We start from the raw sequence: 23,042 nt of genomic DNA on the forward strand, positions 1-23,042 counted from the left end.
TACTATGTGCCAGCATTTGCGTTGAGGAGAACGAATCATGTTTTCGAAGGCTGTACGAGTCCGAATGATTTTCATTTCGGTTCTCTGTCTCGGTATCGCCGGTATCGCCTTGAGCATCGATCGTCAGTCCTACCAACAGATCGTCTTCGAAGCCGAACATACGAACGATCCGGCGGTGAAACAAGCCTTGCAGACCCTTATCAGCAAAGGCATCCTGCGGGCCGAGGCCGGCGGCACCTCCAGAGTTTCGCAGGTCTCAGCAGACTGTCAGGTCCTGGTCGGCGAGGGACTGGTGCGCAGCGCTCTGATGCGCGACTTTTTGAAGAAAGAGCTGCCGAAAGAAATTCTGGAACTCAATCTCCGATTCGATGCTTCCTCTATCGGCATCAACGGCCGGCTTGACGGCCCCCTGTTCATCAACCCGAGATTCGAGTCGCGCATCGAATTCGCGTTTTTGAAGGAGAATTCCTTTCGCATGAACATCATCGGCCTCAAGGTGATGGGCTTTGAACTCACTGTTTTTTCCCGCCTGCTCAAGAAATACGTCGACGATGCCCTGAAACGGGTGTTCATCAAGGGCTGCACAACTCGAGCCACAGACGGCGCCGACGGCTCGGTTGCCATCGACGTGACGATCAATCCCGAAGGGTTTGTCCCGGGAATCGGTCAGAAGGCCGTTCTTTCCGGTTTTGAAATGAGCGGGAGAATGCTGCGTTTCTCGTTCACATTAACGAAATAGCGAAGGGTGCCTCGTCGCCTATCGTTCGCGACATCTGCTGCGATTCCCCGGTCTGCTGACAACAGCCAGCCTCCGGCTGATCTTCCGACGCGCCTTGTATTGCCCCGAATTATTTCAGGTCGGCGCATCTGTTCGTCGGCGTTGACGCGGCGGAGTTCATCGATCGCCATGGCCAGCTCACGTTCGGCCCCCTGACGAGCAAATCAACAACCTTTGGCCCTTTTCACATGTTCGAGGCCATCTTGAGTCAATCCCGTTGCCCGTAGAATCATCGCATCCTCACACCCCATATCGAGCATACGTCTTGCGACCGATGCACGCTCGTCACTGATTCCTTTTGCGATTCCCTTCTCAATTCCACGGGATTCGGCAGCTTTGAGGCGGGTGAGTTGGATGCGTTCTTCTTTATCGCGTTGTTCGAGAATGGCGCGCATCTGTTCGTCGGCGTTGACGCGGCGGAGTTCATCGATCGCCATGGTCAGCTCCCGTTCGGCGGTAATATCGTCGGGCAACGGCTGGTCGGCCGCATACCGCTCGCCGAACTTCAGGATATATAACCATTTTTCCAGGCGGGTCCGCAAGGCCCTGCGGCGCACCTGGTATTTGGGAAGCTCGACGAAATGCAGTTCCATGAGATCGGGCAGGATTTCGCCGGTGTCCATCTCACGGAATACGTACCCCGACTCGAACCGCTCGCGACAGGGGAAGAGCACGAAATCGAGCACCGCAATTCCGTAGGCGGGGCAGAGGCCGTCGAAGGGCTCCCCTTTCCGCAGTTGACCGGCGTAGAGAAGCGCCAGGTAGTAGGCCATGCGCTTCTCGAACACCGGGTCGGCACTCACCTGCATCTCGATCGAGAAGCGGCGGCCGCGGCGGTCGAAGGCGCGCACATCGACGATCGTGAACTTGTCGTCGCGGCACTGCTGAAGGTTCAACGGCGAGATCAGCTCGAGCTCCTCGATGCACCTGTCGCCCTCGAAGTGCAGCAGGGCATCGAGCAGGCGCGCCAGAATGCCCTCGTTCCCCGGTTTCCCGAACACGAACTTGAACACGAAATCATCCCTGAGCGGGTAAATTTTCCTTCTCTCCACGCCGGTAATCTCCCTCTGATATTCCGAGGAGACTGCCGGAATTGATAGCGCTCGGCGAATCCCCTACAAAAAGACATCAGCCGAACAACCCACCTGGGGAAAAAATACTTTCGGATTGCGAGCCGAGTGTTGCATATTATATATATTATTTATTATATTAGAATATATGACAGCGCCGCATAATCCCCTTCTGTCGACCTGATATTCATGCCCGACAAAGGACTCTTCAGATCGATCGAGGAGTATTACGCGACATTGTTTCACGATATCGCCCACTCGACGGGTCACCCGTCGCGACTCGGCCGGCAGCATTTTTCAGAACCGATCGTCAGCAGGGATCTCTATTCGAAGGAAGAACTGGTCGCCGAGATGGCGAACTGTTTTCTCTGCGGCGAATCAGGCATCAGGACCCCCACCGTGATCGAGAATCAGGCGGCCTACCGTTCCTCGTGGATCGGCGTGCTTCGAGCCTCCCCGCGGCTCCTGATCGCAGCTGCCGCAGACGCCGACGCGGCAGAGTTCATCGATCGCCATGGCCCTGCCGTTCGGCGATTTGATGCGAAGTTGACATCCCCCCCCCCTTGTATGGTTTTACATAAATCATCGCAGTTGCCATCGAATCGTTCGGGGCTGCGGGGCTTAGAATCATTATCAGTATCATGAGAAGGCCGGAGGAAACCCATGGCTGCATGGCGTCGAGTCATCATCGCCCTTGTTGCAGGATTATCGTTGCTCTTTCACCTGGGGGTGCTCCCGTTGTTTGCCGAAGACTCGTATGACGAGCAGGTCAAGCTCCTGAAATTGCTTCAGGGTTCGAAAGAAGAGATAACGAGGATTCTGACGCTGGCAAACACGGCCTACGACCATCAGGAAGCGATCGTCCGGCAGATGCAAGATCGATACGATATCGAGTCGAGCGGCCTCCAGGAACTGAAAAACCAGGCCCGGGCGATCGAACAGAAAATGGCCCGGGTCAGGGCGCCGTATGACCTGGCAGACGCTTATGCGGTATACAAGAAATCGCGAAAGACAGTCGAGGACTTCAAGGAATTTTACAGGGTGGTCCGGGGCAAGAATCCAGACCAGGCGACGATATCCCAGTATCATATCGAAGAGGTCATCCTCGAGAAGGAGATTCGCAACAAGGTTGCGGTCGCCATCGGTCCTGCGCTCATCGAAATCGGCCGCCTGATCACCTCCTTCGTCGATTTTGCGCGAAACGGTGCCCCAGGCACGATCCGGCTCAAGGAAGCCGTCGATCCCTCCGGGTTTCTCGAAGGTGCGAAAAAGCCCATCTTCAAGGGGCTGGCCAACCTTCAAAAGACCGCGATGGTCGCGAAAGACTCGATGGACCTGTATCAAACGTTCCCCCAGGTCCAGGAACTGGTGCATGGGGTGAGAGACGCGGCGCTGGAATTGGCGGACTTCTCCGGCATCATGCCCGAATCGACGAGAAAAATCCTCTGGGAAAAAAGCAAGAATGCATTGTATTACCTGCCGCAAGTCGGGATGATCCTTGTACAGAACAAGGTCAACGACATGGCATCATCGATGCTCGACCAGGCGAATGAAGCGTTGTACGGCACTCCGGATAGAGATAAGGCCTTTCGGGATTTTTCGGTGACGCTCGAATCGATCAACCAGGCCATCGCTCAGGTGGAGCCGCAGTTGGCCCAATTGTATAACGACGTTGCATCCGCCAGGAATGAGTTCGAGCGCAAAAAGTCGCGACTCGTCGCCATCACCAAGACCCTTTCCGACATCGACCAACGAATCAAAGACATCGAAGCGAAGATTACCGAGGAAAATACTCGAAGGCACATCGAGGCCACCAGGCAAGCGAATCAAGATGCCGAGCCGCCGAAAGGCGAACTCCTTCCCCCTTCCATCACGGAGTTTTCCGTCTCATCGAATGACCTCGCCATCGACGACGCGACTCGTGAACTGAAGCCTAACACAAGGCGAAACGCGCGGGTCTCCTACACCCTCATAAGAAGCGGCAGTGAAGGCGGCGTGAAATACATCGCCAATAGTGGCGGGTCTCTGAGTGCCGAAGGGGCAGTCGGCCTCGACGGTCTTGATATCATTCCGATAAAACCAGGCATCGGGAAGGTTCATCTGACCGCAGGCAAAGAGAAACAAACCATTACCGTTCGCGTATGGGGGGTCAAATCGCTCATCTTAGGTAGCCCGCAGACCATAAATCTGATCGTCGGCTTGGCACAGCGAGTATCCACGACGGTCATAGCGCAAGTCCAAGCCGCCGATGAGACCCAGGGCGAGAACATTCCCGTTCCAAGCGATATGATTCAGTTCAAGCAGACCGGTCCCGGAGCTGCTGTCATTTCCCGCACTTCGGATCGACATGCATTTGCGATTATGCCTGGTGAGGCTGTCGGAGTCGACAGGGTCACCATGTGGCTGAAATCGAACGAAAAGGGACCTCAGATCCAGTTCAACATCGCCAGCAGTTTGTTTCACCCCGTAGCAGTCATCAATCCAGGACTTGCAGCTCCGTCTACGTCTTCCGCGCAGAGCGTGATTTCCGCCGTCGTCGGTGAACCTGTAAAGTTCAGGGTTTTCGCCGAGGGAGGCGTCGACATGTCCGCCTACAAGGTGAAAATTACTCTTGGAGGCAATTATAAGAGCGCGTACAAACTCGCCCACTCGGAAAAACTCAGTCGGTCTGCCGGTGGCTGGGAAGCGAACGGCGCGATAACGATCGATCCCAGCACCGTCCCCCTCGATGCAAAGAATGCGAGTGTCGAACTGCCATTCGTCAACGGCAACATCGAGATTTTCGACGACCTGGGGCAGACGGTGTATCAGGCCGTTCTTCCAGACATCGTAGGGCATGCACGGATCACCCGCCTGACATTTGCGCAGAAACTCGGCTCTGGTGCGATTGGCATCATGGCAGCCGATCTGTTCGCGCCAGCGAAAAAGGAGCATTGGGATTTCGGAATCGGCCTTCAGATCGGCTCGTCCGACGGTCGAACGGCTTATTTGCCGCTCAACTTCGGCCTCCTCGATCAGCCTGGTTCGCCGTTCGCGCTCGAGCCGGATGGCGCCTTCCGAGCCGCTTCGCTCGAAAAAATGCAGACGATGGCGCCCTTCGAGAGCGGTCTGTTCAGAATCGGGGTTGCCCCGGCCATTCAGGCCTGGGCCAAGCGCGGCTGGCTGATCGACGGAACGAACGTTCTCAAACCCGACAACATGCAGGTGACGCTGAACGTTTTGCGTCTTATTCAAACGACGCTCGACAAGGGCACAATAACGGCTCTTCGTTGCCATGGCCCGGCGAACATGAGCGGTTTCAAGGTGCAATGGCGTCGCGTCGGCGATAAAACCGAAATGCGCGGTTTCGAGCGAAAGGGCGAATTTTGGGAAAGCACGTCGACGTTCTCCTCGGGACTGTGGACCGCCAAAGTGTTCAACGCCCAAGGGAAAGAAGTCGCCGAACTCGACGTCCGATCGGCCGCAAAGCTCGATGCAGAAAAGGATCTTCAGGCGTCTTTGGCCACGTCCGACATTTCGCCGGTTGAGCCCGGGAAAACGGTGGCCGTGCCGGTCGTCGTTACCTGCGCCCCGCAGGATATCGAGTCGCCGCACCGACTCATCTTCTCGACCACATCCGCAGAGAGCGGATTCAGCCGTTCCGAACTTTCGATCGGCCAAGGACCTCGAGGATACAAGGTATACGGCGTTCTCCAGGTCGGCCAAGCGGCGAGGCCCGGCTCGGTCATCCCCGTCACCGTTCGCCTCGAAGCCGAAAAGATGAAGCGTCAGTGGGAAGAGACGGCACGATTGAACATCAGTGTTTCGGTAAGCGGCCGGGAAGCGGCCGGGACTACCAGAACCCCAGCAGGTTTCGACGCGATACCTCCAGGCGGCACGGTCGAGCCACCTCCGGCCGGACCGGACCGAGCAGACGGTGGGTTCGACTGGGACTTCGAACTCGTCCAGGTGGTGCCGGGCCGTGGCAACAACCCGTTCGATGCGGTTGACCCGGTTGCCACCCATGCCGTGTCACTTCCGGGCGGTTCCACCGGCTCGAGAGAACCTGCCGAGATCATCCCGATTGGAAAGCCCGGAACTGGAACGGACACCGGCACTGGGACCGGAACTGGGACTGGCACGGGAACTGGCACTGGGACTGGCACCGGGACTGGCACGGGAACTGGCACTGGAACCGGAACTGGCACTGGCACCGGAACTGGCACTGGCACCGGGACTGGCACTGGCACCGGGACTGGCACTGGAACTGGGACTGGCACCGGAACTGGCACTGGGACTGGCACTGGGACTGGCATGGGTACAGCAGTCAGCGGTTCCATTGCATTCAATAACAACACCGGTCTTCAGACGTATTTTCCAGAAGCGCTGTTTGCGCTGATAGCCGGAATTGAGCTTGATCCTAACACCGGCAAGGGATATCTGCGCAACGATGGCTCTGGAAATGCCCTGATTCTTCAGACGCCGCCCGATGGAGACCTCGTTCCGTCGGATGAAATCATGATTTTCCCCGACTTCGGTAGTATCGCCCAAGGCGGAAGTTGGGACTTCGAAACCAAGAACTTCACTTCTTCCTTCAACCCAATGAGCGGAGCCCCCTGCATCCGCACCGGCCAAAGCTACACGATCAACATGGTATCGGTGGCCGGCCGCAGAGTGCGTCTGCAGTTGCGTGTCAATTCGAACGGGAAGGCTCCGGCCGACCGCAGGGCGGGCGGCGATCTGACCCTCGTCATCGAAAGTTCGGAGGTGCTCCAGTGAATCGTTCACATATAATTATATATATACTATTTATCGCATTCATTACGATCGGCATCGCGAACGTTTCTGATGCGTCTTTTCGCAGTCTTCAGCCGGTTGCGGCGCCGCGTGAAACATGGTCATCGGATCGTCAGGCCACGGGTGCGCTCCCGGGGGAGGACACCGAACGTTTGGCGCGCGAGGCGCGCGCCCGGTCACCTCAGCTTGCTCGGGAAGCCATGCAGAGGCTGGTGAACTCATGGAATCAAGGGGACACAGCACGCTTTCTCAGTCCCTCGTTCGTCGATCGCGACCGTTTCCTCACCAGCTGGGACGGTCAGGTTCCGCGCGATGCGCGTATTCGCCTGCTTTCGGTGGAAAGCGCCCAGGCCCTCGACCAGGACAACCGCATCGAGGGCTCTCCCCCAACGTCCCTGCATGTCAGCACGCGCGTCTCAGTCCGGGCAACGACCCAGATCGAATTCAACGATCCGGCCCTCGGGTTTCAGCGTCGCGAAGGGCGTAACGAGTATTTCTTCGTCATCCGTCAGCGGATCCCGCTGAACCTTGGGAAGTGAGGCTGCCACATGAAAGCATCGAATTTCGATACCCGTCCTGCGGCTCGCCTTGGCTCTCATCGCCCGATTCTTGCCCTCCTGTTTCTGCTGCTCGCCTGCGCGGCCGGGGCCGCCGAACCAGGGGAGTGGCACCTCATCGGCGACACCATGCTCAGGACAGAGGAATACCGCTCGCTCGGCGACCCGAATTCCGCCCCGTATCAGAACACCGGTCGCCATACGTATCAGAACCTCGCGCTTCAGTTGTCTCAGGAGAACACCCCCTACGACCGCTGGCTAATAGAATATGCTGGCTTATGGAATAATTCTTTCTATCGCAGTCGCTATTGGGGTGGTGAGACGGAAAGATTCAGGCTGGTTCGTGAAAAAGGTGATTCAGGTCTTCCCTACCGTCTAGAAGCTGGCGATATCTATGCGAGCTTCAGCAGTCGCACCTTCCAGCGTTCGCTCAAGGGCGTCATTCTCGACCTTCAGCCGAAACCGCAGGGGGATGTGAGCCAGTCGATGCAAATTGTCTACGGTCGATCACAGCCGGACTGGAAGTATCTCCACGAGTCAGATGACGCCAATCTCGGATTTTCCTGGCTGTATCAGAACGAGAGCCGTTTCCGTGCGGCTCTCAGTTCCGTCTGGAATACCCGGGATGCCGATCCGTCAGTGGGGGCACTGGAGCGCAGGCAGAATACCACGGGGCTCGCTTTCGAACATCGGATCGGCGACAGCGCAACGCTCGAAGGTGAGCTCGCCAGGTTCGTCGGCGACCACGACGGAGTTTCCGGGCCAGCAAGCGGCCTCGACCACGACGACTGGGGACGGTTCCTCCAGTTGATCGGCGGCCGACGGGATTTTCAGTACCGGTTGAGTCACGAGTCGCAGGGCGGCGATTTTCGGCCCGTGGGCGGAAGCGTCGCCGCCGACAGGCGCTCCTGGGAAGGGTTTTTCACCTGGAACCTCGAGCAAGGCAGAAGCGCCGTTTTGCGCCTCCAGCGTTTCCAGGACGCCTGGGAGTCTGATAATGCCCGCTGGACCAACCTTTCTGGTCTGACCCTCAGGGGCCCCGTCAATCACGAGAAGCGCATCACGGGCGGCATCAACTTGTATTCCGAGATGTTCTATGATGACAAGGACACTGCTCGCACCTCGACGCGCGGGCTGAATGTGGATCTGAGCCGCATCTATTCAGACCGTCTCACGGTCCGCCTCGGCTGGGCCCTGCGCACGTTAGACAACGCCAAAAACGACATTGGCGACAATCGCCTGAACCAGCTCACGGCTGGATTCGATAGGGCCGTCGATATTTCTTCGTTCGCAGGGCGGTTTGCCTTTGACGTCGGACAGCGTCTCATCGATGCCGGCGGTGAGCAGAGCCGGGAGTGGTTTCCCGCGCTGGGCCTTTCCCTGCACCGCCGGGAGCACGACCTTGGATTCTATTACCGTTTTCAGCGTCATGACCGACCGAATCCTCTTCGTGTCGACGTCGACACGGCGGATCTCACGACCCGGTATTCCTGGCGAAAGGGAGACCACCAGTTCGGCATCGACTACCTGCAGATCAGGCGTCACGACTCGAACGGTCTCTGGACTCGGGCCCATCAGACGTCATTCTGGTATCAATATGCCTTCGACACCATGCTCGGCCGCCGAACCGCACCGCTCATGGTCGCATCGGCCGACGGGGTCGCCGCCCCCGCTGGCCGGGTCGATATCTGGAGAGGTCTGAAGCTCGGCGCCGATTATGCCGAAAGCATGATTGCCGCCCGCTCAGCCCTGGGGAACGAATCGCGCCAATGGAACAGATATTCCGTGTTCGAGGGCACCTTCATCGACGAGATCGCCCAGCGGCAACGCTTGGTTTTGTCAGGGAGTGACGGTCGCCTCGAGCGTCTGACCATTCTGATAGACGCCGATTCGCTGACCGGACTCGACGTCTATGAGCGGGTTCGACGGGGTTTGCTCAACCGCTACGGCGCGCCGGCCGAAACATACGAGTTCGGAAAGCCGAGCGCAGATGTTGCCGCGGACGTTCAGCTCGGCCAGGTCATCAGGGCGATGGAATGGCGCCTGCCCGACGGCGTGTTGCGCCTGACCATGCCCAGGAGACTTGACGGGCGCCTCAAGATCGAAGTGTCGCTTGCCGACTCCTTCCCGCCCCTGCGCAACAACGACTGGGGTCTCGACCTGCCTGACTGATATTCAACTACATCTGTACTCTTATCCCGACCATCCCGCCGGCGGGCCTCTGGCATTCGGAGAGGTTCACTCGCCGGACGGGTGATCGGATAGCTGGTATGAACGTTGGATATTCCCCATGGAATGTCATCTTGTGTTCGCCTGTAACGGCCTGACTCGAGGAAAGCATCTCTTGCCGTCCGGCTATTGTAGGGAATGATCGAGTGGATGAATCTTCAAGATTCCCCCCTATAGCAAGGGTTCACCTCGCTGTCAACTCTACGCCTTACCAGGCTGTGGATACTGCTCAGCTCACAAGTAACACGACAATCACTCGCATGCTCGATACCGTTCGTGCTGCTCCTATCGAAGCACGTGTGCTCTCGCCCTTCGACAGGCTCAGGGCGGACGGGAGCATCATGTCGATGCGGATATAATATATATTGCAGTTGATACTATTGAGTCCTGCATATCAAAAACCAGCTTCGTGTCTCCGTTCGTGCTGAGCTTGTCGAAGCACGAACAGCCAACTTGCCGATGATTCCTCATTTTGCCCTTCGACAGGCTCAGGGCGAACGGGTAGTATTCATTCTGCAGGAATCAATAGTCGTCCAACACCTGAGACGCATAGTAGTGCTTCATATAGTTGCATCTCCTTGCAGCAAGGCTGATCTGACAAGTGAAGCTTGTGCGGCGTCAGATGACGATTTCGAGGAAATCGCCGGTGGTGAAGAAGCCTTTGCGGAGGCCGGTGAGGCACCAGAAGCAGAAGTCTTCGGAGTTCTCGAGGGTACAGCGGGTATCCATGGCGGCGTTGATGCGTCTTTCGATGTTGTCTCTCGACGAAAGGCGCTCCGGCATGGGGACGGGGACGAGGTGATCCTCGGTGTGGCCGCGTTCTCGGGCAAGCTCGAGGAACTGCGTGAAGGTCAGTTCGGTGACCACCGATTTGTTCTGACCGGCGCCAGGGCGGCCGGCGGTGATGAAGACGAATCCCCAGCCGTCCGCACTGCGTTTCATGACGGCAAAGGGGTTCCGCGAGCCGAGGAACGAGCCGTCGTCGAAACAGACCATCAGGTGGTCGATGCCGGGGATCATATATTTGCCCGCAAATGCCGACGCTCTGATGTTCGCCGAGCACTCTCTCTCCGTCCTGTGAAGTTCCTCCTTCACCATGTGTATATCATCAAGTATTTTCTGCCGGTCAATGACGTCCTCCGTAACAGCGGCGTCCGCGGAGCGCTCGATTTTTCCTTTTTTCCTGATGAAACTGATCTTTTTCAGTCGTTTGGCGTCCATTTTCGTTCTCCTGTCGAAGTATTTGAAGGCCTACAGAACGAACATAGCCGCTTTAGTATAGAATGTAAAATTGATAGTTGTTATTTCACGTATCGAAACCTGTTATACTTCCCGCAGAATTCGTATCACCCGGTCACTGTCAGGAGAGGCGTATGGATCTCAGGCTTTTGCGATTTTTTCACTCCGTCGCGCGCATGAAGAGTTTCACAAAGGCTGCGGACGCCCTGGCCATTTCCCAGCCGGCCCTGAGCCAGGGGGTGAAGAATCTCGAATCCGAGCTCCACTGCAGGCTGTTTGTCCGGGGAAAGACGCTCCAACTCACCGCTGAAGGGGAGAAGCTCTACGCCCACTGCGAAGAAGTGTTCCAGGTTCTCGAGAAGATCGTCGACGATATCGCCAACGCAGGAAATCCGCGCAAAGGCGCCATCAAGGTCGGGGTTCTCGAAAGCGTCCTGATGTACTGGCTACCGAAGATTCTCGGGGAGTATTTTCAGAAGCATCCGGGCGTGACGATCGCTTTCGAAAAGGCCGAAACGACGACCATCGAAAGCGGCGTCATCGACGAGAAGTTCCACCTTGGAATCATCTCGAGACCGGCTTTTTCCCGCAAACTCGACGAAGTCGAACTCGGCTCGTTCCCGCACAAACTCGTCGTCTCCAACGCGTTCACGGATGACATCGAAACGCTCGCATCCCGGCTTCCCCTGTATCTGCTCGGCACCTGGCAGGAACAGGCGCTGACATCGGGAACCACGCTTTTCGCGAGAATTCCCGACGTTCAGCGGCTCAATCCCATCAACTGCGCCGGCCTCGTGCGCCAGATCGTCGCCAACGGGCTGGGCATGGCCGTACTGCCGTCCTATATCGTCGGACCGGACCTGCGAGTGATCGAAGAGTTCCCCCAGATGCGGATGCGCCTGCACCTCATCCGGAGGAAAAGCCGACGGCCGGCTCCAATTGCCGACCAGTTCGCCGCTTTCATAGAACAAAGCGCACGCTCATAATCCGGTATCACGTCCCCCGAATTCGGAGAGCGACGGCGGCATTCCGGGGTTGGAATGCCGCCGTTCGGTTCAGTGGATCAGAAGTTTTTGAGGGTTTCGATGCGGCTGGTGAGGGCTTCGGAGGAGTTCTGGGAAGCGGCGAAGCGGAGCTGGTCGGCGAGGCGGGCGGCCAGGGGGCGGAGGGCGGCGCGGCTCTGGGAATCGGCTGCCCGGCTGATGAACTCGTCGACGATCGTCGTGTCGCCGGCTTCGAGCTGTGCGGCGGCGGCGGAGGTTAGGTCGGCGGTGAGACCTTCGAGGGTGATGCAGGCCTGTTCAGCGGCCTTCGGGTCGTTGAGAGACTCGGCGGCGGTCGTGTAGGCGGCGATCAGCTCGGTGGCGCGAACGGTGCGGCGGCCGCGAGCGACGGCGGGGGCGGCGGCGCCCTGGTCGGTGACCTTCAGGATGTAAGGGAGGCCAGGAACTTTGGCGTAGGCTGCATCGGCGAGGCCTTCGGGGGCCTGGGCCAGAACGATCACGTTCAGCGTGTCGAAGGCTTCATCGGCGGGCACGGCGAGCGAGCCGGCGAGGATCTTCCCTTCGTTGTAGGGGGCGAGCTTCATGAACTCGATCTTCGGAGCGGCGGCGTCGCGGCTGTTCGAGAGGACGGCGGCGACCACGAAGCTGTTGGTCTTCTTGTCGCCGAAGTCGGCGGCCGGGCCGGCGAACTCGACGGTGAGGGCCTTGTTCAGCTTCGAGAGGTCGGCCTTGTAGGTGTCGGCGCTCCAGAGGAAGACCTTGTCCTTGATTTCGGCCGGCAGGGCCGAGATCGTGCCGGCGGCAGGCAGGCGGAGCTTGTTGAGCGACTCGTCATAGGCGTACTGGCCCTTGTCGAGCTTCGGGTCGTTGATGAAGTTGGCGACCATGAACTCGGTGAAACTCGAGCGAAAGTCGGTTCCGAACTGCTTCAGTGCCTTGTCGAAGCCGGCGATGCCCTGGGCTTCGTCGGCCACGAGGGTGTTGAAGAAAGCGCGGCGATCGGCGTCGCTCTTGAGGTAGCGGTTCATCAGGTAGTAGCCCCACAGGTAGACCTGGCCGTAATTGGCGACCGGGCTTTCCTGGGACCAGGCGGTCAGGCTGTTGTCGGGGCTCTGCATGTAGCTCTTGATCTGGCCGGCGTGGCCGAAGCCGCACAGGTAGGGGGCGATCTGGGAGCAGCACTCGTTGACCCACGAGCGCTCGCGCGGATCGTGGATGAAGTGGATCATGTGCTGGAATTCGTGGGCGACGATCGACATGTAACGGTCTTGAGTCGGGTCGGCGGGGTTGATGTCGAGGTAGAACATCTCGCGCTCGTTGCTCTTGACCGGAACGTCGGCCGGGATCTGGGACTGGAGGAACTCGTCGCCGGCGAAGAAGTAGCCGCCCACGTAGCCGGCGTTCCCGTTCGGATCGTAGCCGTCCTTGATGTCGAACATCAGCAGGGTGATGCGCTCGTCACCATCGACGCCGGGCTTCCATTCGGAGCCGAAGGCGGAGGTGTCGGTCGGGTAGATCGTGGTGTCGAACGAGGTCTGGACCTTCGCGACGGCGGCATCGGCAACCGTCTTGCCCTCTTCGACGAAGACGTAGCAGTGGACGCCGATCGCCTTGAGGACGGCGCGGGTCTGCTCGAATTTATTTTCAGCGATATTTTTTGTCCAGAACGTCTCGACGTCTCCGACCTTGTACTGTTTTGGGGTAGGCTCGGGAGCGCGGTGGCGGCGGGCATGTTCCTTGCGGGTCTCGAGCTTGACCTTCTTCACGAGCTTTTCGACCTGGGGCTGGAAGGAGTGGGTCGCGTCGAACCAGGCGTTCCTGTCGGCCGCACTGGCCGGAGTGGAACTCATGATGAACATGGCAACCGCCATTGCGAGGAGACCGGTTATCTTCTTCATACTCGTTCGCTCCCGTTCTGGTTGAGTTGGGGAATTTTACGCAACTCTCATACCATACCGTGGTATTCGAGGAAGTCATCTTTCGGAGCGGGTTTGCATTCACAGCCACCGGCGCCATCGCCGAAAATCAGTCACCTTTCAAGCTGATTTTCCGGCAGAGAACGAAATTCGCCGTGAGATGAAGGGGTTCAAACCTGAATGTGAGCTCGTCGCCCGGCCCGCAGACATCGCACGAACGATTTCCACCGTCTCGCTATCCCCTGGGTTCTTCGCGGTAGATGCCGGCAAGACCTCATGACAGCAACACCGCTTCCAGACAGGACATCTGAAATGGCCGGGATAAATCATTCGGGCGTCCGGGAACCTATTCTCAGATATTCGGGTCTATCATCTATGAACTTCACCCAACCCGTTTTCTCTTCTGGGATGGCCATGGGTGATCACGATTCGCCCGGAATGAATTTGAAACTGATGAACTGGTCCTGCATGCTTTGTCAGAGCCGGAAATTTATGATATTACGGATGGAGATCAAGAACGGATTCAAAACCTATGAGCAAAAAGAATTTTTACGATGTACTGGGCGTGAAGCAGGATGCGACCCAGGACGAGATTAAGCGGGCTTTCAAAACCCTCGCCAAGAAGCATCATCCCGACGCCAACAAGGGCAACAAGCGGGACGAGGAAAAGTTCAAGGAAATATCCGAAGCCTACGACACGCTCGGAAACCCCGAATCGCGCAAGCGCTACGACATGGAGCAGTCGGGCGGCGTCGATTTCGGCGGCGGGTTCGGCGGCGGGTATCCGGGCGGCCACGAGGGGTTCGAGAGCGCCGAGGACCTCCTGCGGCGCGTCATGGGAGGGCGCGGCGGGTTCCGGGGCGGGTTCGGCTCGTTCGGGGGTTTCGCCGACATGTTCGGCGGAAACGAGTATGACAACGATGCGGCGAATCTGAAAGTTCCGCTCGGGATCGCCTGTACCGGCGGGAAGATCCAGGTCTCGGGGCTTCCGGGCGGCTCGCAGACGGTGAATATACCTGCCGGTATAGAGGACGGCGCCGTCCTGAAGATTCACACGCAAAGCGGCCCGTTTCGGCTTCGCATCAACATCGAGAACGAGCCGCCGTTCCGGCTGAAAGGCAATGTCGTCCAGACCGAGATCACGATCAACCTGGCCCAGGCGATCCTGGGAAGCCGCATCAAGCTGCGGTCGCCGCGCGGCGAGGACGTGATCCTGACGATCCCGGCCGGCACCCAGAACGGCGACACCCTTCGGCTGCGCGGCCAGGGCCTCGGCACCGGCGATCTGCACGTCAAAATCGAAGTGCAGATTCCGAAAAAGCTCGACGACGAACAGCTCGAGCTGTTCAAAAAGTTCGCCGAATCGGCCGGCATGCGGTTTTGACGTGTCGGGGGTGCGGAATTTTCAACGCACCACAGAGACAAGATTTTTCGAGATGCGAGTCAGGGGCGGGTTTGAAACCCGCCCCTGCGCATGTGCGCGGAGATACCCGGGGAAAGGTGATTCTGGGGCGGAATTCGGGTATTATGGGTGGCAATCGTGTGATGCGAGCAATTTTCAAGGGGAGACATTATGAGCGAGACACCGAAGACCGATTTGCTGCCCGAGGGTGAGGGCATCATCTGCCCGAGCTGCGGCAGATTCGTTGGGGCGTACGAGCGGTGCCCGCACTGCCAGACCGTCGTTCATAAACGGCTGCCGATCATCTACATCAAACGGTTCGCCGTGTTCGGGTCGGTCATCGGCCTGATCCTCATGTGGTTCGCCGCCCTCCAGCGCGAGGTGCCCCTGCAGAAGATCGGCGAGATCAAGCCGCAGCACAACATGGCACTCGTGCGCTGCGTGGGCAAGGTAACCGGCATCCGGGTCATGGAGGACAAGAACAATTTCCAGATCAAGCTCGACGACGACACCGGCATGCTCACCCTGTCGGGGTTCGACAAGCTTCGGAAGTTCCGCGAGTATTTCAAGGACCGTTTCCCGGCCGAAGGCGACCTGATCGAGGTCACCGGCAACCTGAGCATCTCCGAGAAGTTCGGCGAGTCGATGTTCGTTTCCGATCCGCGCCGCATCAAGATTCTGAAGAAGTTCGAAGCCGAGCCGGCGACGATCGAGAACATCGACCTCGACTCGCGCGGCGCGGTGTTCCGGGTGCGGGTAACGGTCGCGGCGACCCGTAAATACCGTGTCGGCACGAACATCACGGTCAAGGACGACACCGGCTCGATGGATCTGAACGTGTTCGACAGCGAAATGGACAAGATCGCCGACCCGAAGCTCGCGAAAGCGCTCGTCGAGGTCGGCAACGAGTTCGAGCTCGTCGTTCTCGTCGATGCCTACAAGGGCAAGCCCCAGCTGCGACTCCACCACCCGGAGCGCGCCGAGTCGATCAAGAAGATCGCCGGGGCAGCCGCCGCCCAGAAAACGAAAGAGCCCCCGGTGCTGAAGGCGATCGAGGTGCGGGAAGAGCGCGTGCGCGAGATCGTCACCGTCGTCGGCCGCGTCGAGCGGTCGAAGGAGTTCGCCTTCGGCACGAGCGTCGACATCGCCGACGAGACGGGCACGGTCAACGTCTGGCTGCGCGAGAACGTCCGCAAGACCGTGACGCCCGACCTGTTCAAGACGGGCGCCACCCTTCGCGTCACGGGCGAAGTCGGCAAGTTCAAGGATCGCCTGCAGATCCTTCCCGCTTCGGATGCCGATCTGAAGGCCGAGGCCGCGCAGGCGGCACCCTCCCCCGCTCCGGCAGCGACTCCGGCCGCCGCTTCCGACGCCGCGCCGGCTGCCGTTCCCCAGGGCGAGTAGGAGGATGGCGGCGATGGAATTTTTCACGATCCTCGGGTATACCCTGCTGGGGACGCTGGTCGGAGCGGTGTTTTCACTCTTCCCGTCCCTTCACATCTACAACGTGGCCGGCATCGTGCTCGTCCTGTGGACCTACCTGGGCGACTCGATGCAGCACGCGGCGGTGGGGCCGTTCTTCATCTCGATGATCACCGCCTTCGCCTTCATCAACACGATCCCGATGACGTTCTTCGGGGCACCCGACGAGTCGGCGCAGGTCACGATCCTGCCGAACACGATCTACTTCATGAACGGCAAAGGCTACGAGGCGGCCGTGATTCAGGGTCTGGGCGCGCTGATCGGCGTTTTCCTGATGATCGCTCTCACGCCGTTGTTCTATTACGTGCTGCCCTACGTCGACGTGGTGCTGTCGGCACACATGCACTGGATCATCCTGCTGATCGTCGTCTACCTGGTGCTGAGCGAGTGGCCGAAGGGCTGCGGGTTCGGCACCACTCGGCTCGACCGGTTCAGCGAGGCGATGGGTAACGTGTTCGCCGGCTTGTTCACCTGGGTCGTGTCGGGCATTCTGGGCATCATCATTCTGTCGAAGAGTATCATCACGCACGAAATGGGATTCCAGAACATCATGCCGGTGTTCGTGGGGCTGTTCGCGATTCCGTCGATCCTGCAGAACCTGGTCTCGACGCGGCAGGTTCCGAAGCAGCACATCTGCACGGACATCGACGTGACGGCCAACGACATTGGGAAATCGGCATTCGTGGGCACGGTTTCGGGCGCGATCTGCGGCTACGTGCCGGCCATCACGGCGGGCATCGGCTCGATCATCGCGTCGCACGCCACGGCCATGGGCTTTTCGGCACGCGGCGACGTCCTGTTCATACTGGGCGGGGCGATCACGAAGTTCCTCTACTACGTCGGCGCCTTTCTGCTCATCTTCGTGGTCACACCTCTCACGCCCGCCGGCGTCGGAAAAGGGGGCCTCAACATCATCCTGCGACCGATTTTTACGGCCGAGCCAGGCGATTACCTGATGGGCATCTCGGTCATTCTCGTTGCGGGCGGCATCTCGTTCTTCCTGCTGCTGTGGCTGTCGCGGTGGGTGCTCTCGTGGGTCGCCGACGTCGATTATCACGATCTGTATTGGGCGGCGTTCGTCGCGATCACGGCCCTCGTCGCTGCCCTGACAGGGTTCCCGGGGCTGTTCACGATGTTGGTCGGGACGGCGATCGGCTGCGTTCCGGTCTTTTTCCACGCGCGCAGGAGCAACTGCATGGGCGTGCTCCTGATTCCCATCTGCCTGAATATGGCGGGGTACGGCGACCAAGTCGCCGCCCTGTTCGGGCTCCTGTAGGAGGGAAGGCATGAAAGGTCTGACGCATTTCATCAGCGGCGTGACGCTGGCTTCCTTTTTCGCTCCCGCCGTGGCCGCCGCCGCCCTCACCAAGAGCGGGAATCCCGACGCGAGCGCCTCGTTCATTCTCGTGCTCGGCGGACTGTACGGCATTCTGCCCGACACGTTCGACTTCAAGCTCGGCCGGTTCTTCGCGAAAGAAGACGTGACGCTCGAGTTCGACCCGAACAACCCCGATCCACAGGACATGGCGAACCAGGTCGGCCAGGCCATCGACAAGGCGGCCGTCGAGGGGAAGTTCATTCAGATCCAGTATAACCCGATGCGCATGGGGGCCAACCTCTGGCGGCAGTATGTCGTCAGCTACGACGGAGAAAAGAATGAGGTTTCGGTCGTGATAAACGAGATCGTGAACACGTCCCAGCTTCCTTTCCCCGGCACCGAGCCGCCCCCGGACAAGCGCATCGGCATCTACAAGCTGAAGAACACGGTGTTTCTCGAGAAACGTCCGAAGCCCACCGGCGTCGATATCCTGTCTGGCCCGATGATGGGCTACGAGACGAAAGTGGTCGACGGAAAGAACGTCACCTCGGTCGAGTTTCTGCCCTGGCACCGCACCTGGAGCCACAGCTACGTTCTTGGCCTGTTCCTCTCCGTGATCGCCTGGCTGATCGCCTGGTGGTTCGCGCTCGAGAACTGGTGGCTCTACGGGCTCGTCTCGTTTCTCGGGTATGCGGTACACATCACCGAAGACCTTACCGGCCACATGGGCGGTTCGCTGATCTGGCCGTTCAATCCGAAGCGGTTCGACGGTTACTGCTTGTTCAAGGCATCCGACCCGCGCACGAACTTCACCGTCGTTTACACCTGCATGAGCATCCTGATCTTCAACCTCGACCGGTTCACCTTCGCGCAACCGGTCATTCCCCTGCCCTGGTATTCGTATTTCTTCTTCGTCGCGGTCATTCCCCTGGCGATCTACCACGTCATCTACGCCTGGGCGGAGGCCCCGATCGTGAAGGAAGGGGTCGCGCAGGCCGAGTCGCTGCTGGCCCGGCACAACGCCGCCCGCAACGAAGAGGCGATCGCCGAACAGGACAGCATCACGGGATAACGTTCTCCACTCGCACGAATGGTATCGGGCAGTCACCCGATACCATTATTATGTACATAACTATTATATGGCTCCTATCGGGCGGGTTTCAAACCTGCCCCCCCTACAGGAGATTGCGATGGGATGCGACATCAATGAACGAGTTTGAACGAAACCACATCGTTCTGGCGGAGGCGGGCGGTTCGCGAACCGCCCCTACGTCGGATGGTTGCCCTTCAACACGTAGGGGCGGGTTTGAAACCCGCCCCACAGGAGATTTCAATGGGTCGTGGAATTGATCAGTCGGCGAGGCGCCAGCGTTCGGTGCCGTCTTTTGTGAAGGTTTCGATGAGGAAGGCGGCCTTCATTTTCTCGAGGGCCTTGTTCAGTTCGCCGCCGCCGACGTTGGCAAGGTTTCTGAGGTTCTGGGGGGGCAGCGGGCCGTCGTCGAGAAGTTTCTGGATTTTCGAGCAGACAAACTCGGACAAAGTTTCCTTGATCTTCTTCTCGTATTCGAGCGCATAGTCGCGGCCGATGCTGTAGGGCTTCACGTCCTTGCCGGCGTGCTTGTCTTCGTAGCGGTTGTTCCAGAGGAAATCGAACTCGGCGAGGTAGCGGTCGATGACGTCTTTCCCGTAGGGTGTGGCGGCGTCGAAGATGACGGCATCTTCCATGTTCCGCTCTTCGGCCGATGCTGACCAGTTATACGACCCGGTGATGATCTTCTGGTGATTGACGATCAGGAACTTGTGATGCAGCAGCGGGGCCCGGAAGTGATCCTGGGCGACCTCCTTGAGTTTTGCGTCGTAGGCGTAGGAGTTCGCACGAAACTTGTACCGAATCTCGATGTTCGTCAGCTTCTTCTCCTTGATTTTTTCCTCGATGACGGGCGGCATGAGTCCACGGCGATCGGGGCCAGAGAGAAGCATCGAATGATCGAAGAAGAGGCGGAAACGCGCTCCCGGATTCTTCTCTGCGACTTCGAGGATCTTGTTCGCGATGCGCGAATGGGTAAAGCTGAACATCGCGACCTCGACGCTTCCGTCGGGCTTCACCTCGTCGAGGAGGCTGATGATGCGCTCGTCGATCGCCGTCATCGTGCCGGAGGCCGTCGGTTCTATATTGAAGAGTATTTCAAACTCGGGACGCTTCTCGATTTTTACGGCCGGCTCGGAGGCGACGACGTTCGTTCCGGGCTCGGAGTATTCGTTCCAGAGACGCGCGAACTGGGACGCCCAAACAAGGGCCGTATCGGTGCTGTTGTTGTAGAAGATGCGGTTCTCGGCGTAGATTTCATCGGAGCTGGGGCAGATGTTGGCCGAGCCGCCGAACGAGGTCGTCGGCGGGGCATTGCGGTCGTGATAGATGATGCCGAACTTCTGATGCATCGTTCCGATGATTTCCTTGCCGTCGTCGAGCACGCGAGTGCGCTTGTATTTCTTCATGACGGCAGGAGTCACGAGCTTGACCTGGAAGTCGAACGGCCGTTTTTCCTCGGCCGCCTTGCGTGCGACCTTGTCGACGGTGGTGGTGAAATCGCGGACGGCCTCCTGCGTCCAGTCGGCGCAGTTGTCGAGGAGAATCCGGACCTGGAGGCCGTCCTGCAGAGCCCGGTCGAGCAACAGTCCGAGAATGTCTCGGTGCGCGAAGTTATACATCGCGATCTTCACCGAACCGGATGCGGGGGTTCTCTTGATAACATCGATCAGAGCGTTGTTGAGGCCAAGCGGTTGTTCCTTGCCGTCGATCGTGATCGTGCGGCTGTTGTTCGACGGTGCGAACCCGCCGAGCGGCGAGAGGCACACCAGAACCTCGAGTGCTGCACCCTGCATCGTGCAAAAAACCATCAGCAGGAGCAGAACCGACATCATCCGGAGTTTCTTCATCATCTTCCTCCTCGATGCCGCGTATGCGGCCGGTGTTATGGAGAAAGCATACCATGACGTATCCGAGAGATACAGCCACACCGGGAACCGGGATATTCGATGAGCGGGGCAGACGATTCGCGAAACGCCCTATTGAATCCCGCAGAATGAAAATCATCCGCTCGCCCTGCGCTCGTCGAAGGACGGGAGGCTTCATGTTTCGACAGGTTCACCACGAACGGGAACCCAGGGAATCGATTACGGGAATAGGTTGTCGTGCTTCTTGTAAGACGAGTAGGAATTGGAATTTCGGAAGAAGGTGTCATGGTTTTTTGAGAGCGTCGGAGGGTATGGTAAAATGCGTGTATGACTACGCAGCGCATACGTGTGATTGCCTTGTGTCTGGCAGTGTTCGCCGGGGTTGCCGGGGTCGATGCGACCACTCTTTCGCAACCGCTGGCGGGCGTTTCGATCGTCCTTGACCCCGGGCATGGCGGATCGGATCCAGGCGCCGTCGGGAAAAACGGGCTCAAGGAGTCGGAGACGAATCTTCGGGTCGCCCGGTATCTCGCGAAGCTTCTCGAATCAGACGGGGCCCGCGTTGTCCTGACCCGGAACGCCGACATTTTCCTTTCCCTGCCGGCGCGGGTCGAGATCGCCAAAAAGGAAGCGCCCGACCTGTTCGTTTCGATCCATCACAACGCCTCCCTGCGGCCGAACGCCCCGAACAAGGGCGAGATCTACTTCAACGCCCTCGACCGCGGCGTTCCGCTGACCGTCGGTTCGCGCATGCGCGACCGGCTCCAGGAAAGCAGCATCGGCACTGGTACGACCGTTATTCCGGGAGGGTTCTACGTTCTTCGCGAAAACGAGATTCCGGCCGTCCTGACCGAAGCCGCGTATATATCTGTACCGGAAATCGAGAAGAAGCTCAGGACAGGCCGTGCGCTCGTCGACCAGGCACGGGCTTTCCAGCTGGCGATTCGCGAGGCGTTCGAGATCCCGCCCCTCCGCCTCGAAGTTGTCGGAAAAAAACCGTCGGTCGTCAGTACGCCGTATTTCCAGCTTCTTGTCTCGTCGTCACGGCCCATTGCGAAGCTCGAGACGCGCATGGAGCCAGCGTTCAAAGCTGGGTTCACGCTGGACATGATTCCGGCGTTCGGGCATGTATACACCCTTTCGAACACCCAGCCGATCGAAAGCGGCGAGTATACCCTGTTGCTGTCGGGAACCTGCGTCGACAGGGGCAGATCGCCGCTCGTGCGCATTCCTCTGAGCGTGCAGCTGCCGGTCGAATCGGCCGTCATCCTTCCCGTGGTCCCCTATATCCCCGAGGGGTTCGCAGGCTCGTTCCCGGTCACGATCCAGATGCTCGACTCTCTCGAGCGGCCGAACCAGCGCCGGATCGAGTTTTCCCTGACCTGGATGGGCAGGCGCATCGACGGCACGACCGGGCCGGACGGCCGGGCCGGCGTCGTTATTCCTTTGAGCGGCGCCGAGCGGGCCGGCTTTTCGCTCGAACTCCATGCAGACGGCAGGAAGGTCGCCGTCATGCCGATCGCGCTGAAAGCGGCCGACGAGCAGTTCGTGATCGGGCGCGTCGTTTCGGCGGCGACCGGCGCAGGAATCGACCGTATGACCGTATCAGCCGACAACCGGCAGACGGCGCTGACGAACCCGGATGGGTATTTCGCCCTTTCGATGCCGATGCGCGCGTTCAATATCACCATGAATATCAACCCCACGACGGGATATCTGCCGGGGACGTTTCGCCACAAGACGGACGGGAAGAACGTGCAGACGCCCCTGATCACGCTCACGCCCCGCGCTCCCGTCCTGCTCGGCCGGCGGATCGGGATCATCGCCCAGCGAGAACAGGATCCCTGGGTCCGCCCCCTTGTCAAGGCCCTGATGCAGGGCGGCGCCCGCGTCCGTCGGCTGCCGACCGGCAGTGGTATGCATCCCGAGCACGATGCAATCACGACGGCAAATCTGGAGGGCGGGTATGACCTGCTGGTCGCGATGAAGCCCGGCGCCGGTACGACGGTGGAACTGCGACACTACCACCGGAGCAAGGTCGGGAAAGCCCTCGCCCTGGCCGTCGTGAATGCGATGGGCAGGCAGGGCGGCGTCAAAGCGTGCGCCGGTTCCGACTACGAACTCGGCCATACCGGGACCCCCGCTCTCGTCGTCCAGACGCCGGCCCATGCCATAGAAAGCCTGCCGTCCGCCCTCGCCACGGCCCTGATCGACGCGCTTCCCACGGTGTTCGAGCCCAGGTGACCCGGTCCCGTTTTTCGATCCTCTGACGATCGAATCGCCCGCCGGATATCCGGCGGGCGATTCGTTTTATTC

The 23,042-nt window shown here is 59.1% G+C and carries 15 protein-coding genes; 10 read left to right on the plus strand and 5 right to left on the minus strand.

Translation table 11 applies throughout. The annotated features are described in order from the left end of the window. The first annotated feature begins 64 nt into the window (after positions 1 to 64). On the plus strand, positions 65 to 739 hold the full coding sequence (locus PLU72_11435; protein ID HOT28793.1) for a hypothetical protein: 675 nt from the start codon (positions 65 to 67) through the stop codon (positions 737 to 739). A gap of 203 nt (positions 740 to 942) precedes the next feature. On the opposite strand, the gene PLU72_11440 is transcribed toward PLU72_11435, so the two are convergent. After that, positions 943 to 1,830, minus strand: coding sequence for an Rpn family recombination-promoting nuclease/putative transposase (locus tag PLU72_11440; protein HOT28794.1), 888 nt, complete (start codon positions 1,828 to 1,830; stop codon positions 943 to 945). Positions 1,831 to 2,553: 723 nt separating this feature from the next. Continuing rightward, positions 2,554 to 3,192, minus strand: coding sequence for a hypothetical protein (locus tag PLU72_11445; protein ID HOT28795.1), 639 nt, complete (start codon positions 3,190 to 3,192; stop codon positions 2,554 to 2,556). Between PLU72_11445 and PLU72_11450 the strand changes: the two genes are divergently transcribed. The 3 genes from PLU72_11450 to PLU72_11460 are packed head-to-tail and all read left to right on the plus strand — an operon-like array spanning position 3,178 to position 9,353. Then, entirely contained in the window at positions 3,178 to 6,606 is a 3,429-nt protein-coding gene (locus PLU72_11450) for a hypothetical protein (protein ID HOT28796.1), read from the plus strand. The genes PLU72_11445 and PLU72_11450 overlap by 15 nt on opposite strands. After that, on the plus strand, positions 6,603 to 7,163 hold the full coding sequence (locus tag PLU72_11455; protein ID HOT28797.1) for a hypothetical protein: 561 nt from the start codon (positions 6,603 to 6,605) through the stop codon (positions 7,161 to 7,163). The genes PLU72_11450 and PLU72_11455 overlap by 4 nt, the downstream gene beginning before the upstream one ends. A gap of 9 nt (positions 7,164 to 7,172) precedes the next feature. Beyond that, positions 7,173 to 9,353 carry a hypothetical protein gene (locus PLU72_11460; protein ID HOT28798.1) on the plus strand — a complete coding sequence of 727 codons (2,181 nt, stop codon included), beginning with the start codon at positions 7,173 to 7,175 and terminating at the stop codon, positions 9,351 to 9,353. 675 nt (positions 9,354 to 10,028) lie between these two features. Here PLU72_11460 and PLU72_11465 read toward each other — a convergent pair. Further along, entirely contained in the window at positions 10,029 to 10,631 is a 603-nt protein-coding gene (locus PLU72_11465) for a hypothetical protein (GenBank protein HOT28799.1), read from the minus strand. A gap of 152 nt (positions 10,632 to 10,783) precedes the next feature. Between PLU72_11465 and PLU72_11470 the strand changes: the two genes are divergently transcribed. Further along, positions 10,784 to 11,635, plus strand: coding sequence for a LysR family transcriptional regulator (locus tag PLU72_11470; GenBank protein HOT28800.1), 852 nt, complete (start codon positions 10,784 to 10,786; stop codon positions 11,633 to 11,635). Between the two features lie 77 nt (positions 11,636 to 11,712). Here the strand turns inward: PLU72_11470 and PLU72_11475 are convergent, their stop codons facing one another. After that, positions 11,713 to 13,551 (minus strand): hypothetical protein, encoded by a 1,839-nt coding sequence (locus PLU72_11475; GenBank protein ID HOT28801.1) that lies wholly within the window; start codon positions 13,549 to 13,551, stop codon positions 11,713 to 11,715. Positions 13,552 to 14,101: 550 nt separating this feature from the next. Between PLU72_11475 and PLU72_11480 the strand changes: the two genes are divergently transcribed. The 4 genes from PLU72_11480 (at position 14,102) to PLU72_11495 (ending at position 18,843) form a co-directional block, all read left to right on the plus strand. After that, positions 14,102 to 14,953 carry a DnaJ domain-containing protein gene (locus PLU72_11480; GenBank protein ID HOT28802.1) on the plus strand — a complete coding sequence of 284 codons (852 nt, stop codon included), beginning with the start codon at positions 14,102 to 14,104 and terminating at the stop codon, positions 14,951 to 14,953. Between the two features lie 189 nt (positions 14,954 to 15,142). After that, on the plus strand, positions 15,143 to 16,375 hold the full coding sequence (locus PLU72_11485; protein ID HOT28803.1) for a hypothetical protein: 1,233 nt from the start codon (positions 15,143 to 15,145) through the stop codon (positions 16,373 to 16,375). 13 nt (positions 16,376 to 16,388) lie between these two features. Next, positions 16,389 to 17,729 (plus strand): tripartite tricarboxylate transporter permease, encoded by a 1,341-nt coding sequence (locus tag PLU72_11490; protein HOT28804.1) that lies wholly within the window; start codon positions 16,389 to 16,391, stop codon positions 17,727 to 17,729. A gap of 10 nt (positions 17,730 to 17,739) precedes the next feature. Then, a complete protein-coding gene (locus tag PLU72_11495; GenBank protein ID HOT28805.1) occupies positions 17,740 to 18,843 on the plus strand; it encodes a metal-dependent hydrolase in 1,104 nt (367 codons plus the stop codon). Positions 18,844 to 19,121: 278 nt separating this feature from the next. Here the strand turns inward: PLU72_11495 and PLU72_11500 are convergent, their stop codons facing one another. Beyond that, complete coding sequence (locus PLU72_11500; protein HOT28806.1) at positions 19,122 to 20,711, minus strand: phospholipase D-like domain-containing protein; 1,590 nt, start codon at positions 20,709 to 20,711, stop codon at positions 19,122 to 19,124. A 342-nt stretch (positions 20,712 to 21,053) separates the two neighbouring features. On the opposite strand from PLU72_11500, the gene PLU72_11505 reads away from it, so the two are divergent. After that, on the plus strand, positions 21,054 to 22,970 hold the full coding sequence (locus PLU72_11505) for an N-acetylmuramoyl-L-alanine amidase (GenBank protein ID HOT28807.1): 1,917 nt from the start codon (positions 21,054 to 21,056) through the stop codon (positions 22,968 to 22,970). Positions 22,971 to 23,042: the final 72 nt, after the last annotated feature.

Source organism: Candidatus Ozemobacteraceae bacterium (assembly GCA_035373905.1).
Taxonomy (GTDB): domain Bacteria; phylum Muiribacteriota; class Ozemobacteria; order Ozemobacterales; family Ozemobacteraceae; genus MWAR01.

What these genes read in the sequence shown, in the direction of transcription:
- PLU72_11505 (HOT28807.1), top strand. Translation starts at nt 21,054, where the DNA reads ATGACTACGCAGCGCATACGTGTGATTGCCTTGTGTCTGGCAGTGTTC.
- PLU72_11450 (HOT28796.1), top strand. Translation starts at nt 3,178, where the DNA reads ATGGACCTGTATCAAACGTTCCCCCAGGTCCAGGAACTGGTGCATGGG.
- PLU72_11495 (HOT28805.1), top strand. Translation starts at nt 17,740, where the DNA reads ATGAAAGGTCTGACGCATTTCATCAGCGGCGTGACGCTGGCTTCCTTT.
- PLU72_11500 (HOT28806.1), bottom strand. Translation starts at nt 20,711, where the DNA reads ATGATGAAGAAACTCCGGATGATGTCGGTTCTGCTCCTGCTGATGGTT.
- PLU72_11485 (HOT28803.1), top strand. Translation starts at nt 15,143, where the DNA reads ATGAGCGAGACACCGAAGACCGATTTGCTGCCCGAGGGTGAGGGCATC.
- PLU72_11435 (HOT28793.1), top strand. Translation starts at nt 65, where the DNA reads ATGATTTTCATTTCGGTTCTCTGTCTCGGTATCGCCGGTATCGCCTTG.
- PLU72_11460 (HOT28798.1), top strand. Translation starts at nt 7,173, where the DNA reads ATGAAAGCATCGAATTTCGATACCCGTCCTGCGGCTCGCCTTGGCTCT.
- PLU72_11470 (HOT28800.1), top strand. Translation starts at nt 10,784, where the DNA reads ATGGATCTCAGGCTTTTGCGATTTTTTCACTCCGTCGCGCGCATGAAG.
- PLU72_11465 (HOT28799.1), bottom strand. Translation starts at nt 10,631, where the DNA reads ATGGACGCCAAACGACTGAAAAAGATCAGTTTCATCAGGAAAAAAGGA.
- PLU72_11475 (HOT28801.1), bottom strand. Translation starts at nt 13,551, where the DNA reads ATGAAGAAGATAACCGGTCTCCTCGCAATGGCGGTTGCCATGTTCATC.
- PLU72_11490 (HOT28804.1), top strand. Translation starts at nt 16,389, where the DNA reads ATGGAATTTTTCACGATCCTCGGGTATACCCTGCTGGGGACGCTGGTC.
- PLU72_11480 (HOT28802.1), top strand. Translation starts at nt 14,102, where the DNA reads ATGAGCAAAAAGAATTTTTACGATGTACTGGGCGTGAAGCAGGATGCG.